This window comes from Mesorhizobium sp. M0778, assembly GCF_040320105.1.
In the GTDB taxonomy this organism is placed as follows: Bacteria; Pseudomonadota; Alphaproteobacteria; order Rhizobiales; family Rhizobiaceae; genus Mesorhizobium.
On sequence record NZ_JAMYPA010000009.1, the window covers coordinates 185,339 to 201,375 of the forward strand.

The window sequence follows — 16,037 nt, forward strand, 5'->3', positions numbered from 1 at the left end:
AGATGGTAAGCGGTGAGGTCGCTGGCAGACGGCTGACGGTGCTGATCGTGCTCGGTGACGTCGAGCGCGCGCGAAGTCTGTCCGCGGCTCTCGCTGCGACCGATGACCTGCAGCCTTTTCTGGCGGGCGAAGTCGACGGGCGTTGGGCGGCGGATGTCGCCATCGTCGATGATCATGGGGTGCAAGGCGGGCTCGTCGACGCCGCTATGCCTCGGGTGCTGCTATCGTCGCGAGCGGCCGGGGAGCGGCCGGCCGATACAGTGTTTGCCGTGCTGCCGGTGGCAGCGGACGACGTGCTGATCGCCGCTGCGGCGCGGCTGGCGGCGGCTGGCTACCGGATTTCGCGTGACAGCCACGCTCTGTCAGACGGGCACGATTTTACCTTTCATGACAGCGACCGGTTCGACGAGGAACCGAGTAACGAGCAAATCGTCCGGCCGACGCTTTCGCCGCGCGAAAGCGAGGTGCTGGCACTGCTCGCCGAAGGCGCGCCCAACAAGGTCATCGCGCGGCGGCTGAACATCTCCGTGCATACGGCGAAATTCCACGTCGCAGCGATCCTGACGAAGCTCGGTGCCGCCAACCGCACCGATGCGATCGCCATCGCCATGCGGCAGGGCCTGGTGCTGGTCTAGCCGTGGATCAAACAGCCGGTTCGATGTCGGTCAGCCGGAAATCGTCACCCTTGAACAGCAACGGCATGGCTTCGATACGTGCCGCAGCATAGGCAATGCAGTCGCCGAAGTTGAGGGCGGCCGGATGCCGGCCCTTGCCATAGCGCAGGAACGCCTGACGAGCGACCGCGGCGTGGTCGGCCGTGAAGGGGATCGTCTCGATCGAGGCGGTGCGCAAAAAAGTTTCGAAGCGATCGATAATCTGGTCCTGCCAGCGGCCGACGAGCACCATTGTCGTTTCAAGCAGTGTCGGTGCCGGAAGCAAACGTCTTTCAGCCTGGGTGATCGCCAAAACGAAGCGGTCGTAGCCCGGCTCCGTGCGTAAAATGGCGACCAGCGCCGAGGAATCGATGATCATCGCGTCGGGATACCCAGTTCGTCATAACCGAGAATTTCATCGTCGCTCATCGCGTCTTTGCGCTCCGGTATTCGTGCAGCTCGTTCCGCAATCGCCATCAGACGTTGAAAAAGGTCACCGGTCTCGTCGCGCGGCACAAGCCGCTCGCGCGCAACTTCGCGCTCGAGGCTTTGACGGATGGCCTCCGTCACCGATACCTGGCGCCGGCGGGCGAGCTCACGTGCCAGTTGCTCGACCGCCATATTCTTGATCGATAAGGCCATTTATATATTCTCCCTTTTCGTATAGAATATATACCAACTTGCCCGACAGATTCAACGCGCGCTCCCGCGAAATCCACGACCCTCCGTAGCGTCACACCACCGCTGCGGGTTAAGGGCGCTTGTATCCGCCGGCGGTGCAGGCAAGGATCGCAAGGAGAAAAGATGGTAGAAAAGAGAGTAGCACAGGGAGGGGCGAGGATGTCGCTCAAGGGAAAGACGCTGTTCATCTCTGGCGGGTCACGCGGCATCGGGCTGGCGATTGCGCTGCGCGCCGCGCGCGACGGCGCCAATGTGACGATCGCGGCCAAGACCGCCGAGCCGCATCCGAAGCTGCCGGGAACGATCTACACAGCGGCGCAAGAGATCGAGCGGGCCGGCGGCAAGGCGCTGCCGGCGCTGTGCGACATCCGCGATGAAGCGCAGGTCGCCGAAGCCGTCGCCAAAACCGTGGAGACGTTCGGCGGCATCGATATCTGCATCAACAATGCCAGCGCCATCCAACTCACCGGCACGCTGGAGACCGACATGAAACGCTACGACCTGATGCACCAGATCAACACGCGCGGTACTTTTCTCGTCTCCAAAATGTGCATTCCACACTTGAGGTTGGCGGAAAATCCTCACATTTTGAATCTGGCGCCGCCGCTCGACATGAAGGCCAAGTGGTTCAAGAACCATGTCGCCTACACGATGGCGAAGTTCGGCATGTCGATGTGCACGCTGGGCATGAGCGCCGAGTTCGCCAGGGATGGCATTGCGGTCAATTCGCTCTGGCCGATCTCGACCATCGACACGGCGGCGGTGCGCAACCTCCTGGGCGGGGCGACGGTGGCGGCGATGAGCCGTTCGCCCGACATCATGGCCGATGCCGCACACGCCATCCTGGTCAGGCCGTCGCGCGGGGCAACCGGTAATTTCTACATCGACGAAGAAGTGCTGCGCGCCGAAGGCGTCAGCGATTTCTCAGCCTATGCGCCGGGCGCGACAGGCCCGCTCGCCGGCGACTTTTTTGTGCCGGACGAGGTGTTCGAGCGGACTGATACCAAAATCAAAGGTATTTACTGACGGAAAGCATCTAGCTGACAGGCGTATCTCTTAAAGACCGGCACAGACGCGTGCTCAGCCTTCGGCTTTCTTGGCTTTGCCAAGACCCATCAGCCGGTCGATATAGGCAAGCATCAGTGCCGACAGAACGAAGGCCAGATGAATGATGGTCAGCCACATCAGCTGGTCGGTCGTGTAGGAGACCGAGTTCAGGAAAACCTGCAAGAGGTGGATCGAGGAGATGGCGACGATTGTCGAGGCGACCTTGACCTTCAGCGAGCCGACATCGATCGTGCCCAGCCAATGCACCTTGCCGTCATTTTCATCGAAGCGGCTTACGAAGTTTTCGTAGCCCGAGATGATCACCATCACCACCAGTGAGGCGACCAGCGCGGCGTCGATGAGGCCGAGGATCTTCAGGATGGTATCGGTGTCGTCGAGCGTGAAGGCCACGGAGACGAACTCGAACAGCTTCTTGCCGAAGGACACGGCATAGATGGCAAGCGCCGCGCCCAGTCCGAGATAGAAGACGACCAGCAGCCAGCGCGAGGCGAGAATGATCGATTCGATGGCGAGTTCGAGGCGCTTCATGCGGCGATTCCGGGCTCCGTTGTCGGAGTGCCGTATTTCGGGCAGGCTGCGGCGGTTTGCAAGGTTCTAAAAAACGAAACCCCGCCGGGGAGGGGAACCGGCGGGGCTCGTGTGTCCCGCTGGAGTCGGGACGGGGCAGGGACGCCCTTTCCAAAATTTGGGATTGGTGACCTCGCGTTTCAAGATTGGTGACCGCGCGATTCAATGGTTGATCGGATCGCGCGGTTCACATTCCGCTTATTGGGCGCTGGCCACCGGCGCCACCAGCGAGGTGATGCGGCGGATGGCGACGCGGCGGTTCTCACGGTTGGGTCCCGACGTGTCTACCTTGAGATACTCCTCGCCATAGCCCTGTGTCGTCAGGTTCTCCGGCGGGATGCCGAAGGCATTGGTCAAGGCTTCGGCGACTGCCTCGGCGCGGCGGTCGGACAATGCAAGGTTCGCTTCCGGCTTGCCGACTGCATCCGTGTGGCCTTCGATCAGGAAGGTCTCGGCCGGGTTTTTCTTCAGCAGCTTGTCCATGGCGTTGGCAACACCCTCCAGCTTCTGGACCTCGGTGTCGGAAATCGAAGCCGAACCGAATTCGAAGTTGAGCGTATCGAGGTCGATGCGGCGGGCAATGTCGCGCACGCGGGCCGAGCGTTTGACCTCGTCGATCGAATAGAGGCGCTGGACCTTCTCCACCGGCGGTCGTTCGAGGAAGGTGTAGTAGTCGTCCGGATCCTCGACCTCTTCGGAATCCAGAATGTATTCCTCTTGCGGGATGGTAAGGCGCATCGGCGGCAGGTCGTCGCCCGGGTCGCGCCAGTCTGCATCATCGTCATAGTTCCGCTCGTCGACATAGCTCAGCACATATTCGCGTCCGTCAGGCGCGATGCGTGAACGCTGGATCACGTCGCCGTAGCGGTTGCGGATGGTGACGATCCGGAAACCGTTGTCACGCTCCACGATTTCCCGGGTGCGATCGCCCGACAGGTCCTCATAATAGACATTCCTGGCGCCGCGGTGCATACGCGGGGCGTCGCTGCTTTCGACGAACGTCTGGTTGTTGAACTGGAGGATGACGCGGTCGCCGAATTCCCTGAGGACATTGGTGCCTTGCGGGCGCCGCCGACGACGAACATCCTCGAAATCGGCTGAGCGCTCGACGCGCTTGCCTTTTTCCTCGGTCACGGGAGCGATCTTTTCAGGTTTGATCTCCTGCTGCGCTGCCCGGTCGTCGGTCGGGGGCGGCCCCTGGTCGACCGGAGCCGGTTTCGAGACTTCCGCCTGGTTGCCGTTCTCCTCGACGGGCTGGTTGCCTTCCTGACCACCCGTTTTGCCGCCATTTTGGCGACCCGCGTTTTGGCCGCCTTGGTCCTTGCCGTGCCTGCGCCTGACATCCTTCTGACTGTCCAGTATGGGCGCCTCGTTCGGGTTGGCCGCGGCTTCGCCCGAAGCAGGGGGCCCACCCTCGGCGGGTGCTGCCTGTTCGCCGGTGGCGGGTTGCTCACCGGTTGCGGGCTGCTGTTCGCCTGTCACCGGCTCTTCCCCAACGGGCTTCTTGCCGCGTTTCTTCGTCTGGTCCTGGGGCTGTTCGGCTTGAGCAGGAGCGGCTTGCTTGTCGGTTGGAAGTGGCTCGGCCTGTGGGAGAGCCGGCGCCGCCTGCTGGTCCTGCTTATTCTTCCTCTTGCGCGGATTGCCCTGCTCGTTGTCGTTTGCAGGGGCAACCTGCTCGGCCGGCTGTTCAGCAGGTGCGGCTTCCTGCTGTTGCTGGTCGCGCTTCTTCCTGCGCTGCTTGAGCTGCTGCTGAACGTCGTTCGCGGGCGCAGCCTGCTCGGCCGGCTGTTCAGCAGGTGCGGCTTCCTGCTGTTGCTGGTCGCGCTTCTTCCTGCGCGGCTTGAGCTGCTGCTGATCGTCGCTCGCGGGCGCAGCTTGCTCGGCCGGCTGTTCAGCAGGTGCGGCTTCCCGCTGTTGCTGGTCGCGCTTCTTCCTGCGCGGCTTGATCTGCTGATCGTCATTCACGGGTGCAGCCTGCTCGGCCGGCTGTTCGGCTTCGATCTGCTGTTGCTGCCTCTTTTTCCTGCGTTGATTGCCCTGCTCCTCTCCGCCCGAGGGCGCGAGTTGTTCGGCGGGCGCGGATTCGGTCTGTTGCTGCTCGCGCTTGTTCCGGCGCGGCTTTTGCTCGGACTCGCCCGATTGTTCGGCGGGTGCTTCGGTTCGCTCCTGCCGTTCGCGCCTCTTGCCGGGCTTCTGTTCCGGCTCCGCCTGCCCGCCTTGGGCACAGGCTTCGGCCGACTCGCCTTCGGCGCAATTCGACTGCGCCGGGATAAGCACTGCGCTGTTCCGAGCGGGGCCGAATGCGGCGCTGCCTTGCAGCGGGAACGCGCCTAACGGCGCGGACGCCATCAACAGGCCAAGCGCCGTGCCTGCCAGAATCCGTGGTTGGCGTTTCATCATAAACACTCCTTGTGGCGTCCCATCCCTGCCCAAACTTTCAGCAACCATGTTTGGTTCCTGTTTGTAGGTCTTAGCGGTGGCACAGGGCGATTGACCGGCGTTTTGAAGGCGACTTCATGTCATTCGTATGGTCTTGGCGTATGGTCCCGGCGTATTGTTCGGACGAGGGTGCATGGGTTGCTGCGCTTGACCTTGACGCCTCCGAGGTCCACATGCCGACGATGGAAAAGCCGTTCTGGAAAACCAAGACGCTGGAGGCGATGACCCCGGCCGAGTGGGAATCGCTCTGCGACGGCTGTGGCAAATGCTGCCTGTCCAAACTCGAAGACGAGGACACCGGAGATATCTACTGGACCAGCGTCGGCTGCCGGCTGTTCGACGCTGGAAGCTGCCGCTGCTCCGATTATACCAACCGGCTGGCGCGTGTTCCGGATTGCGTCGGGCTGACGCCGCAGAATGTGCGCACCATCAGCTGGCTGCCCAAGACCTGCGCTTACCGGTTGGTTGCCGAGGGCCGCGATCTCTATTGGTGGCACAGGCTGGTGTCGGGAAGCGACGAGACTGTGCACGAGGCCGGCATCTCGATGCGCGGCCGGGTCAGCGCCAGCGAGACGGAGCTTGCCGAGCCGGAGGATTATTTCGACCATATGCTTGCAGACGAGCCTTAGGATTTACTCCGGAATCTAGGACCCAGAACCGACAGCAAAACGGACGTTGCCTATCCGCCCATGCCGGTCCACCCTATGTAGGACCGCCGTCCATAGCACCGGTTCCGGAAGCGAGAGACTATCCCGGTTCTGCCGCATGAACCGGAGATGAACGGCCGGTTCGCAAAAAATTCAGACAGGCGGGTGCATTCTCCTCCCATCGGTTCGACGAAAACGGGTGGAAACCCTCAAACAAGGAGAGAAGACAATGTTCAACACCATCAAGACGGCGGCTCTTTCGGCTCTTGTCGGCCTTGGCACGCTTGCTGCCATCCCAGCCCATGCAGACAGTATCTATCTCGGCTTCGGCAACAACCAAGATCCGCGCGTCGGCGTCTATACCGGCGACGAAGATGATGGTTACTATCGCGAACACCGCCGTGAGCGCAACTGGCGCCGCTCCTGTTCGCCCGAGCGTGCCCTCGACAAGGCCGAACGTATGGGCCTGCGCCGCGCCCGCATCGTCGACATCAACCGCCGCACGGTCAAGGTCGCTGGCCGCCAGTACGGCGACCGCGTGGTGATCGTATTCGCCAACGAGCGCGGTTGTCCGATTATCTATCGCTAAGCCCGTCGAAGCTTTGCGGCCGGCGTCTTTCAGCCGGTAAAGTAGCGGAGCCTCTTTCCGCCAGGACGGAAAGGTGCGGCTCGAAAACCCCGGAGGATCGGTCCTCCGGGGTTTTTTATGCGCTGCGATCGACGATCACTTCAGTTCGAAAGTCACCGTCACCTGCGCGGTATAGGAATTCTCGCCGGCCTGCACGGGGACCGATGCGCCGGCCGCATCGAAAGCCTTGGCGTTGATTGGCATCGGCGGCGGTGCGAAATTCTGGTCGGTGATTTCCAGAACCCGGCCGATGCCGACGCCGGCCGCTTCGGCCAGCGTCTTGGCCTTGGCCATGGCATTGGCGACGGCCTTCTTGCGCGCTTCAGTGACGGCTGCCGCCGGATCGTCGTTGGAGAAGGAGATGCCGCCGCCCTGGTTGACGCCGAGCGACACCGCCTTGTCGAGAATGTCGCCGGTCTTGTCGATGTCGCGGATGCGCACCGAAAGCGTGTTGGTCACCTGATAGGCGACAAGTTCGGCCTCCTGGCTGCCGTCGGGCTTGTTGGTGTAGTTATAGCGCGGGTTGATCTGGATGCCCGCGGTCTGCAGGTCGCGCTCCTTGATGCCGGACGATTTCATTGCCGCGATCACCGCGGCCATGGCGTCGTTATTGGCATCGAGCGCGGCACGCGCCGTCTTGGCCTCGCGCATGACGCTGAGCGTCAGCAGAGCCAGATCGGGTGCTATCGCCGCCTCGCCTTCGCCGGTGACGACGATGCGCGGCGGCGGCGGCGAATCGGCGGCGCCGGCGATCGCCGGAAATGCGATTGCGGCGGCAATCGCCAGTGGCAAAATACGTCTGGTCATGAAATCTCCTCGATCTGCGATCCCAAGACTGCCGAGTGTCGAGCGGCTCCAATGGGGGACGTGCAATAGGTTATCAATATGGGCTGATTTGGGCGGTCTCGGCCAGCCCCCTCGGAAAGCCGCTCTGAAAGCCTTGTGCGGTTCAGGGAAAAACACTAATCCAATGCCGTGGGGCCTGTAGCTCAATGGTTAGAGCCGGCGGCTCATAACCGCTTGGTTGGGGGTTCGAGTCCCTCCGGGCCCACCATTGGCTTTTGTGGCCGTTGATTTAATTGGATTTTTTGGCCATTTTTGTCCCACCTCTTTCAACCCCCTCAGAAAGTGGGACAATTTTGTTCTCTTTTCGATCGATAACCAGCAGGTATTTCGCCGCTCTCGCTACCTTCCGGCGACGCGCTTTCTTGATGTAGTGGTCGGGCTGCTGGTACGTAGTCCACCCATATATCGCCTTCAGCTGCTCGTGCGTCGCGCCGTTCTCAGCGGCGATCGTCGCGCCGGCCTTGCGAATTCCATGAGCACTGCAGTGCGGCAGCTCAGCTTGATCACACCACTGGCGCATCTTGTTGCCCAGACCGTTCTCCGAGAACGGGCGACCATACTCATTGACCAGGAAGGTCATCTGGTCGGAAGGCGTGTGCTCAAGTTCCGCCTCTAGTTCGGGCAGAAGCGGGAGCTCCACCAACACCGCATCCTTGTTACGACTGGTCTTCCCAGGCTTAATTCTGATCCACTTCTCCCACTGCTCGGTCTCCTCGTTGTAGACGAGCGTGATGTGCTGTCGACCGAAGATCGCGACGTCGGACAACCGCAGGCCAGTAAACATGAAGATCGAGAGCGCACGTCTGGCTGCGGTACCCAGCGGATGCCGCTTCTCATATTGAACGATCTCCGACACGTCCCATGGGTGCCAGCCGTCGCCGCTCTTTAGCCGTCTGATGCCGCGGGCGGGATTGGAGTCGACGCCCGGAATCTCTGTGTCCTTTGCCCACTCAAACATCGCGCTGATGGCTTTTACGATATTGTTTGCCGCGCCCAGGGCGTCGAGCCTGGTGTCCCTGATCTCCTTAACATGAGACCGTTTCATACCGGCGAATGGCAGAGATCCCTTGGTGGGATACTGAGGATCCGGGTCACCTTCGAGGGGATGAGGTAATTCGCATACGCGCTCCAGAATTGCTCGTCGGCGCGCCATAGTGTCTTGGGTGATTTCCGTGCCGCCCCGACGGTAATACTCCTGGCAAAGCCACACTAACGTGCCTTTCTTCGCTGGCTCGGAAGGCTTGGGGAGGCGCCGGCAAATCTCGGGAAGAGTGCCGGGCCGAACATAAGAGACCTCGGCGCGTGCGCAGCGCAGTTCCTCGAGGAACTCGTCGCTGCCGGTTGGTTCACGGAGCCGGACCTTCTTCCGACCCGGTGCGCGAAAATAGTACCGATCATTGCCGTGGCGATCAGTGTCCTTCACTACGCCCTTAAGATCGATTTTCACGGGCTCATCCGTCATGTTCGTGGTTTTCGATCCCAAGGATTGTCTAGTGGCGGCGAATCTTCGTCAAGCTTTGGTGCTCCTCCGATTTGGCGGTGAGGGAGCTTTCGAAAGGCCAATACAAGTTCCTCGACGTCCCAAACAATGCGCCCCTTGCTCGGCATTCGTGGCTGCGGCATCCGGCCGTCCTGGACCATTTCATCAAAGGTCGTTGAGCTTACGCCGATGAACGTCGCAGCCTGCTCGCGATTGATTCCTACCGGCGGGAGCGAGGGCGGCAAGACGCTCGGGGTGCGTAGCATCGGTTTAGCGCGTTGAAAGCGCGTTTTTGACGCCTGCCTGTCTTCCTATGTACCTGTCCGAATATTGCAGACGCTCAATCATGTCCTGGCCCTGTGCTTGCAGGCTCACCCTAGGTCTCCAGACCTAGGATCGCTCAAGACACCGGACTCTTTTCCAGCCTTTGTGTACGATGATGGGTATCTTAATGCGCTCGAGGCCAAGAACTGAATGGTCGGCGACTTGGAAGGGCAAAATGACCGCGGAACCACGAATCTGAGTCAGAGGCGGAATCCAACTGAGGAAAGCATGGCTGTGTTTTCAGACGGTTATGACTCTCATGCATGCGTAACAACCAACAAGAATACAAACAAAATATTTCTGTGGATTACTTTCATTCCTCATGGAATGCGCGACTGATTTGGTCCGACAGCGGCTTCACAAAATAAGAAAGCGCCGTACGCTCGCCCGTCTGGATCATCGCTTCGGCCGGCATGCCGGGCACGAGCGTCAGGTCCTTGAGCTTCGTCAGTTCCGCATGCGGAACCGACAGACGCACCAGGTAATACGAAACGCCGTTTTTTTCGTCCGTCGCCAGATCGGCTGCGATCCGGCTGACATATCCGTTCAATACCGGCGTGGTCCTCAGATTGAAGGCTGACATCCGCAGCACGGCCTTGTGACCAAGCTGGATTTGGTCGATGTCCTTCGGGGTGATTCGTGCTTCAAGCGCAAGATCGTCGCCTTCCGGCACGATTAGCATAATCGGATCGGCGGGCGTGATCACTCCTCCGACCGTATGAACTGCGAGTTGTTGAATGGCGCCTGACTGCGGCGCGACAATATCGATCCGTCGCAGTTCCTGTTCAGCCGCCATCTTGCGCTCAACATACTCCCCAACCTGCGCCTGAACCTCTCTGAGCTCCTGGCCGACTTCCGTCTTGAAATCCGGATCGATCTGCAGGATCTGGAGGCGCGTTTCGGCTATGCGGGCTGCCGTCTGTGCCTGATGTGCAATCTTCTCACCGCGTTCGCCGCCGAAAGTGGCAACCTGCGTCTTCAGGCTGTTTAAGCGTTGGTCCGAGACAATGCCTTGGTCGCGCAGCCCACTCAGGGCAGCAATTTCCTTTTGGAGAATCTCGGTGCTTTTCTCAGAAGCGATTTCCTGCGCCTTGAGCCCCTCGATCTCGTGCTCATATTGAGTGATGCGTTCCGCTAGCTGCGCCTGCCTTCCGTCGCGGGATTGTCTGCGGAATTCGAACAGCCGCGTCTCGCCATGTACTGCCGAAGCTACGTCCGGAACATCTCTGCGGGCGAGCAGCCAGTCCGGGAAGGCGATCTCCGCCAGATCGTCACGCTCAGCTTCGAGTCGTGCCAGGTTGGCGGCCAGCTCATCGAGCCGCTTGGTGACTACAGCGAGAGTGGCGCGCGTCTGGGTGGCGTCGAGCCGCATGAGGATGTCGCCGGCTTTTACTTTATCACCTTCGCTCACCAGGATTTCTCCCACCACCCCGCCGGTCGGGTGCTGCACCTTCTTCACATAGGAATCGACGACAAAGTGTCCGGACGCGACAACCGCACCGGAGAGATTCGTGAAGGCCGCCCAGGCTCCGGCTCCTCCAACAAAGATCACGCTCGCCAGAAGGCCCGCCACCAGGTGCCGGCGAATGGAGCTGGAAACGTCATTATTCTGATGAATGCCGGCCACCGGGATCCTCCATGTCAGCGCGCTCTCCCACGTTATCCTGTGTAGACTCGATGGCCTTGACGCCAGCGCCTGGTGCCATCGCTGCCCTCTTCAAGACTTTGGAAAGCGCTTCATCACGCGCACCGAATGCTCGCTGCCGTCCACCTTCCATGACCAACACAAAATCCACGGCGCGGATGGCGCTCGGCCGATGGGCGACGACAACCGCAATGCCCTTGCGCCCGCGCACGGAGGCGATCGCCTTGACGACCGCAGCCTCACCTTCCGCATCGAGATTGGCATTGGGTTCATCCAGCACAACAAGGAAAGGGTCTCGATAAAGAGCACGGGCAAGACCGATACGCTGGCGCTGCCCGGCGGAAAGTGCCGATCCGGCCTCACCAATCGGAGTTTCGTAGCCGTGCTCAAATCGGAGGATCAGTTCGTGCGTGCCCGCTGCTTTCGCCGCGGTGACAATAGCCTCAGGGTCAGGATTATCTTCAAAACGAGCGATGTTTTCGGCAATGGTGCCGTCGAACAGTTCAACACCTTGCGGCAAATAGCCGATATGACGGCCTAGCGCTTCCGGGTCCCATTGATCGAGGCTTGCGCTGTCGATGCGAACCTTTCCGGCGACCGGCGTCCATGCGCCGACGATGGCGCGCGAGAGTGTCGACTTGCCCGAACCCGATGCACCGATGATCCCGAGTGCGCTTCCCGCCTGAACGGCAAACGCAAGGCCGGTCACGGTCGGCTTCCTTTCGCCGGGCGGAACGATTGTCACGCCTTCGACGCGGAGTTCGCGTTCAGGTGCAGGCATTGGCATAACAGGAGCGGTTTCAGGAACCTTTCCCAGGAGGTCCTCCAGCCGCGCCCAACCCTGGCGCGCCATGAGGAAGGGTTTCCAGCTTGAAATGGCCAGATCGACCGGAGCCAGCGCACGCCCCATCATGATCGAACTGGCAATCATGACCCCGGCCGTAGCCTCCTGCCTGATGACAAGGTACGCGCCGACGGCAAGAATGGCCGATTGCAGCAGCACGCGCAACGACTTTGCAATGCCACCCAGCCCACCTGCCACGTCCCCAGCTTTCCGGTTGGCGGCCAGATACTCGGCATTGGCCTTGTGCCATCGGGCAGCGATCCGCTTTGCGAGACCGAGAGCTTGCACGACCTCGGCATTGCGGCGCGCTGCTTCCAGTAGACCATTGCGTACCATGTTGTGGTCAATGGTATCGCGTATCGGCCGTTGCGAGAGAGTGTTGGTAAGAAGTGTCAGAGATGTGAGACCGATCGCCCCGATAAGTGCCGTCATGCCGATCCAGAAATGAAGGAGGAAGCAAATGGCAAGATAAAGCAGCATCCATGGCAGATCGAAGAACGCTGTCGGACCGTTTCCACCTAAGAATCCGCGAATATTGTCGAGGTCGCGAAGCGGCTGCAAGCCGTCGCCCGGCATGCGCGTTAAAAGCGGAAGGCGAACGATCGCATCGTGAACGCGTCCGGAAAACTGTTCATCGAAACGCTCGCCAATCCGCAGCAGCACGCGGGCGCGCAAAACGTCGAGCAGGCATTGGAACGCATAAAGCCCTGCAGCAAGCACGACGAGCCCCACTAGCGTCGATACGCTGCCACTTGCCAGAACGCGGTCGTAGACCTGAAGCATGAACAGCGGCGAGATCAGCGCAAGCACGTTGACCACGCCGCTGATCAACAGAATTCCCCAAATAGCGGAAGTCAGAGGGAAAGGTCTCAAAGCTGAATCCTTCAAGGAATGGTTACTCACGTAGGTCTCCGTGAGGATCTGGCGACCCAGCTCCCTATATTGCTCCCCGAGCGGCAACCGACTCGCTGATTCAGGATCAGTGCTCCCGCCGAATATGTTTGGCTTGGCATCTAATGGAGCGGGTCAACAACAACACCGTCCGGCTGAAGGTTTGGAAGGGCAACGTCATCGTGGCCGGCCGCAAGGGCCCGAACAGGCTTCCGCCTCCACGCGTTCAGGGAGATTCCGGTGTACGACCAGCGCGACGTGCAGGGCTTCGTCAAGCTGTACACGCTGCGACTGCTCCCGGGCGCCCCGGCCCATCGCAAGTAGCGGAAACGGAAGCGCCCGCCCCCGGGGGGCGGGGCGCTGTTCCGTATGGGTTTTCTGGATCAAACGAAGGTGAAGTCCGACGCGGTCAGGCCTAGGTCGGCCACGGTGACCACACCGCCCAGGTGGACGAATTCATGCGCGTTGTTGTCGGCGGTGACATAGGCCAGAGTTGCGACTCTGTCGGTGTAGCTGCTTTGGTAGACAATGATGTCGCCGGCGTGCTCGCCGGAGATCGCACTCGCGGCTTCAGAAGCAGAGTTGAAAGATTCGCCAGTGATTACCACGACGTGTTCGCCGTTCGCACCTGAGGCCGCACCACTGTAGAAGCTGCTCACCGGGTAGCCGGACTGTATGCTGGCGTTGTTGACGAAGTTCGCGCCAAAACCGTCATTGTAGAGGCCCACCGCATCGAAGGCGAACTTGTCCTCCGCCGGGTTGAAATCGGTGATAGTGGTAATGTCCGACTTCGACCCGACAACCCCAGGCACCGGATTGTGGAACTGGAACACGAACGTGTCACTGTCGGTGCCCCCGGTCAACGTGTCCTGGCCGTCACCCACGTAGAGGACATCCTGGCCGGGACCGCCGCTGAGCCTGTCATTGTCCTCACCGGAGACGCGCGGGTTGAAGCGGCCGTTGTCGCCGGAGAGATCGTCCCAGCCATCTCCGCCGAAGATGCGGTCGTTACCCTTGCCGCCGATGAGTCGGTCACTGTCCGGGCCACCCGAGATCTCGTCGTTGCCGCCGCGACCGTCAATCCAGTCACCGCCCTGGAAACCCTCCATCCAATCGTCAAGCTCGGTGCCGATGAGTGTTTCGGCACCCGGGCCACCCTCGATAATCTTTGCCATCGAAAATACTCCTAATGATGCACCCTGCCTGACGCGTTCATATTGCTCATCGGATAATTAGAGAAATCGATTGCTTGGATAGACACACATTTACGAAATGGATGCATTCACGTTCACTTCGCCCTTCTGCTGAGCAGTTGCGGGCTCGCTGGCGGCGGGGACGCTGGTCGCCCAAGCAATCGATGAAGATTCGACACTCAAACCGGGACTAGGACGAACTTCGTAACGGGGCCGTCCTGGTTGGGCCCCAAACTTCTCTCTGTTTGCTCGACGCCGGCATACCCGCACCGTGAGCGCTGGACGAGGACAAGTTCCGCTGGCGGAGAACGGCGTGATCGGCTTGCCGCGCCGAAACTGATGGCGCTCGTCGAAGGCATGGACTGGACACGCGTTCGAGCCGAACGGCGACGGCGTCCGGCCGGAAGGCGGTGGCGAAGTGACTCAGGCGCAAAAGGCGGGCTTCAGGCCGTGCACAATAAGCTTCTGTCGGCGTCATGATGAGAAGCGCTTCGGCCCGTCCCCACGAAATCGATACGCTCAAGGCGATGTTCGTCGCCATGGCGGCGGAGAAGGCCGAACCGCAACAACTCCGGAGCGAAACACTCAAGGCCGAGATCGTCCGGATGGCGACACTCAACGAGCGTGCCCAGGTGAGGATCGCCGACCTTCATGGGATCGTCAAGCAGCTGGAGCGCGCCGCTTCGGTCGCAGCTCCGAGAAGCTCGAACGTGCCTAGCAGGCCTTCGCCTTCGAAATCCAGACCGGGCTCGGCGCGATTGAGTCCGAGCTCGAGGCCGCAAGACCGACAGGCGAGCCGCGACGTGCTGCGCGACCGCGCAAGGCGTTCCCGGCGCATCTGGAGCGGGTCGAGATCGTCATCCAGCCCGAGCCATGGGGGAAGAAGCGCTCCCGCAGCCAATCGTCCAGTCCGTCAAACGCGGTCGGCCGCACAGGCTTGCGAAACGGAACAGTCCCGCCCTCGCTTAGATACCGAGGCACCGTGTTGCGAGCGCACCCGAATTCGTTCGCCCGTCGGTTCCCCAGCCAAGCTCATGCAGCGGCAGCATCGCTGCCACCTCTTCAGGCTGAAGGATCTGCTCTCCCTGCATCGTTCTCGACAATGCAGGAATCGCCCAATCCCAATCGCCATCCATGCCTCCTCTCATAACGGAGGGGTCGTCGGCCGACAACTGAGACGTCCGGTGCTCTTAGGCGGGGTAATCATACGAGATGCCTCCTGCAACATCATTTCCCGCATCCATAGGCTTGCCGGATCATTATTGTGAAGCGCAGGCCATTGGACGGCCTCCGTGAATGCGGCAGGAAGTGGCGGCGGAAGTTCGACAATCCGCAGGGGTGTTAATTTTGCGAAATGCTGCGCCAGCCGTAAGGGCATTGTCCCAATGCGGTTGGTGCCTGATAGAAGGGGCGGGATCATGCTAAAGCCCTGTACGACGACCTCGATACGTCTCTCGAAACCGTTCTCGAGCAAATACCATTCCTCGATGGAGGGCTGCCGGGTGTCCCCGAATTTAAGCACAACCTGCCCCATCGACAAGTATCGGTCGAATGTAAGTGGCTCTGACAGCTGCTTGTTCGTGCCGCAGCCTACGCATACGAGCATATCTTCGAACAGGGCTGCGCGAGGATGTTTCGACATGAACACTTCGGGCATAATCAGAAAATCAACGTCGCCGCGCCGGAGAAGCTCCTCGGGGTCGTCGGAAATAAGCAGACATTCGAAGCGGACGGCGGGAGCTTCCCGCGCAGCACGCTTTACGATCTTCTTAAAAAATACGAGCGTGAGGTAATCGGAAAGGATGATGCGGAAGCGACGATCCGATCGGGCCGGGTTAAAGGCGTCCCAGGAAATAATCGACAGCTGGATGTGCAGCAATGCGTCCCGGACTGCTGTGGCGAGCCCCTCCGCGCGCGGTGTCAAAATGAGTTCGCGGCCGTTCATCGTAAATAGCTCATCGCTGAAATAGGCGCGTAACCGACCGACGGCGGCGCTCATGGCCGGCTGACTCAGGTTAATACTGCGGGCCGCGGCGGTGACTTTACGCTCCCTGATCAAAGCGTCCAGCACAACCAGGAGATTTAGATCGAGTCCCTTAAAACGCATGTATTGACCTATCCGACGCGTGGA

At 60.6% G+C, this 16,037-nt stretch carries 14 protein-coding genes, 1 tRNA gene and 1 pseudogene; 5 read left to right on the forward strand and 11 right to left on the reverse strand.

All coding sequences use genetic code 11. The features are described 5' to 3' along the window. Nucleotides 1-2: 2 nt before the first annotated feature. Nucleotides 3-635, forward strand: coding sequence for a helix-turn-helix transcriptional regulator (locus NKI22_RS15525; RefSeq protein ID WP_352483191.1), 633 nt, complete (start codon nucleotides 3-5; stop codon nucleotides 633-635). Nucleotides 636-642: 7 nt separating this feature from the next. On the opposite strand, the gene NKI22_RS15530 is transcribed toward NKI22_RS15525, so the two are convergent. Continuing rightward, nucleotides 643-1,032: a type II toxin-antitoxin system VapC family toxin gene (locus NKI22_RS15530; RefSeq protein WP_023719326.1), complete on the reverse strand. Its 390-nt coding sequence runs from the start codon at nucleotides 1,030-1,032 to the stop codon at nucleotides 643-645. Further along, nucleotides 1,029-1,295: a type II toxin-antitoxin system VapB family antitoxin gene (locus tag NKI22_RS15535; RefSeq protein ID WP_023719325.1), complete on the reverse strand. Its 267-nt coding sequence runs from the start codon at nucleotides 1,293-1,295 to the stop codon at nucleotides 1,029-1,031. The genes NKI22_RS15530 and NKI22_RS15535 overlap by 4 nt, the downstream gene beginning before the upstream one ends. 198 nt (nucleotides 1,296-1,493) lie before the next feature. Here NKI22_RS15535 and NKI22_RS15540 point away from each other — a divergent pair, with 198 nt between their 5' ends. Continuing rightward, nucleotides 1,494-2,360, forward strand: a complete 867-nt coding sequence (locus tag NKI22_RS15540; RefSeq protein WP_352494950.1) for an SDR family oxidoreductase — start codon at nucleotides 1,494-1,496, stop codon at nucleotides 2,358-2,360. Nucleotides 2,361-2,414: 54 nt separating this feature from the next. Here NKI22_RS15540 and NKI22_RS15545 read toward each other — a convergent pair whose 3' ends face one another. Both NKI22_RS15545 and NKI22_RS31460 read right to left on the reverse strand, forming a co-directional pair. Further along, complete coding sequence (locus NKI22_RS15545; protein WP_023719323.1) at nucleotides 2,415-2,930, reverse strand: TIGR00645 family protein; 516 nt, start codon at nucleotides 2,928-2,930, stop codon at nucleotides 2,415-2,417. Nucleotides 2,931-3,167: 237 nt separating this feature from the next. Next, entirely contained in the window at nucleotides 3,168-5,366 is a 2,199-nt protein-coding gene (locus NKI22_RS31460; RefSeq protein WP_502895938.1) for an OmpA family protein, read from the reverse strand. Nucleotides 5,367-5,590: 224 nt separating this feature from the next. Here NKI22_RS31460 and NKI22_RS15560 point away from each other — a divergent pair, with 224 nt between their 5' ends. Together NKI22_RS15560 and NKI22_RS15565 are read left to right on the forward strand one after the other, a co-directional pair. Further along, a complete protein-coding gene (locus NKI22_RS15560; RefSeq protein ID WP_023719321.1) occupies nucleotides 5,591-6,037 on the forward strand; it encodes a YcgN family cysteine cluster protein in 447 nt (148 codons plus the stop codon). Between the two features lie 247 nt (nucleotides 6,038-6,284). Beyond that, the gene (locus NKI22_RS15565) at nucleotides 6,285-6,644 is read left to right on the forward strand and encodes a hypothetical protein (RefSeq protein WP_023719320.1); all 360 of its coding nucleotides are present in this window, start codon (nucleotides 6,285-6,287) and stop codon (nucleotides 6,642-6,644) included. A gap of 135 nt (nucleotides 6,645-6,779) precedes the next feature. Here the strand turns inward: NKI22_RS15565 and NKI22_RS15570 are convergent, their stop codons facing one another. After that, nucleotides 6,780-7,490: an SIMPL domain-containing protein gene (locus NKI22_RS15570; RefSeq protein WP_023719319.1), complete on the reverse strand. Its 711-nt coding sequence runs from the start codon at nucleotides 7,488-7,490 to the stop codon at nucleotides 6,780-6,782. Nucleotides 7,491-7,661: 171 nt separating this feature from the next. Between NKI22_RS15570 and NKI22_RS15575 the strand changes: the two genes are divergently transcribed. After that, nucleotides 7,662-7,737: transfer RNA gene (locus NKI22_RS15575), tRNA-Ile, on the forward strand. A 21-nt stretch (nucleotides 7,738-7,758) separates the two neighbouring features. On the opposite strand, the gene NKI22_RS15580 is transcribed toward NKI22_RS15575, so the two are convergent. From NKI22_RS15580 to NKI22_RS15605, 6 genes and pseudogenes are all read right to left on the reverse strand, one after another. Next, entirely contained in the window at nucleotides 7,759-8,976 is a 1,218-nt protein-coding gene (locus NKI22_RS15580; protein WP_245278594.1) for a tyrosine-type recombinase/integrase, read from the reverse strand. A gap of 670 nt (nucleotides 8,977-9,646) precedes the next feature. Then, a complete protein-coding gene (locus NKI22_RS15585; RefSeq protein WP_023719317.1) occupies nucleotides 9,647-10,960 on the reverse strand; it encodes an HlyD family type I secretion periplasmic adaptor subunit in 1,314 nt (437 codons plus the stop codon). After that, nucleotides 10,938-12,710, reverse strand: coding sequence for a type I secretion system permease/ATPase (locus tag NKI22_RS15590; protein WP_352822034.1), 1,773 nt, complete (start codon nucleotides 12,708-12,710; stop codon nucleotides 10,938-10,940). Before NKI22_RS15590 ends, NKI22_RS15585 begins: the two co-directional genes overlap by 23 nt. A 386-nt stretch (nucleotides 12,711-13,096) precedes the next feature. Then, complete coding sequence (locus NKI22_RS15595; RefSeq protein WP_352483785.1) at nucleotides 13,097-13,888, reverse strand: calcium-binding protein; 792 nt, start codon at nucleotides 13,886-13,888, stop codon at nucleotides 13,097-13,099. 891 nt (nucleotides 13,889-14,779) lie between these two features. Next, a pseudogene (locus tag NKI22_RS15600) lies at nucleotides 14,780-15,042 on the reverse strand (hypothetical protein); the annotation flags it as partial. Nucleotides 15,043-15,050: 8 nt separating this feature from the next. Then, a complete protein-coding gene (locus NKI22_RS15605) occupies nucleotides 15,051-16,013 on the reverse strand; it encodes a LysR family transcriptional regulator (RefSeq protein WP_352684127.1) in 963 nt (320 codons plus the stop codon). Nucleotides 16,014-16,037: the final 24 nt, after the last annotated feature.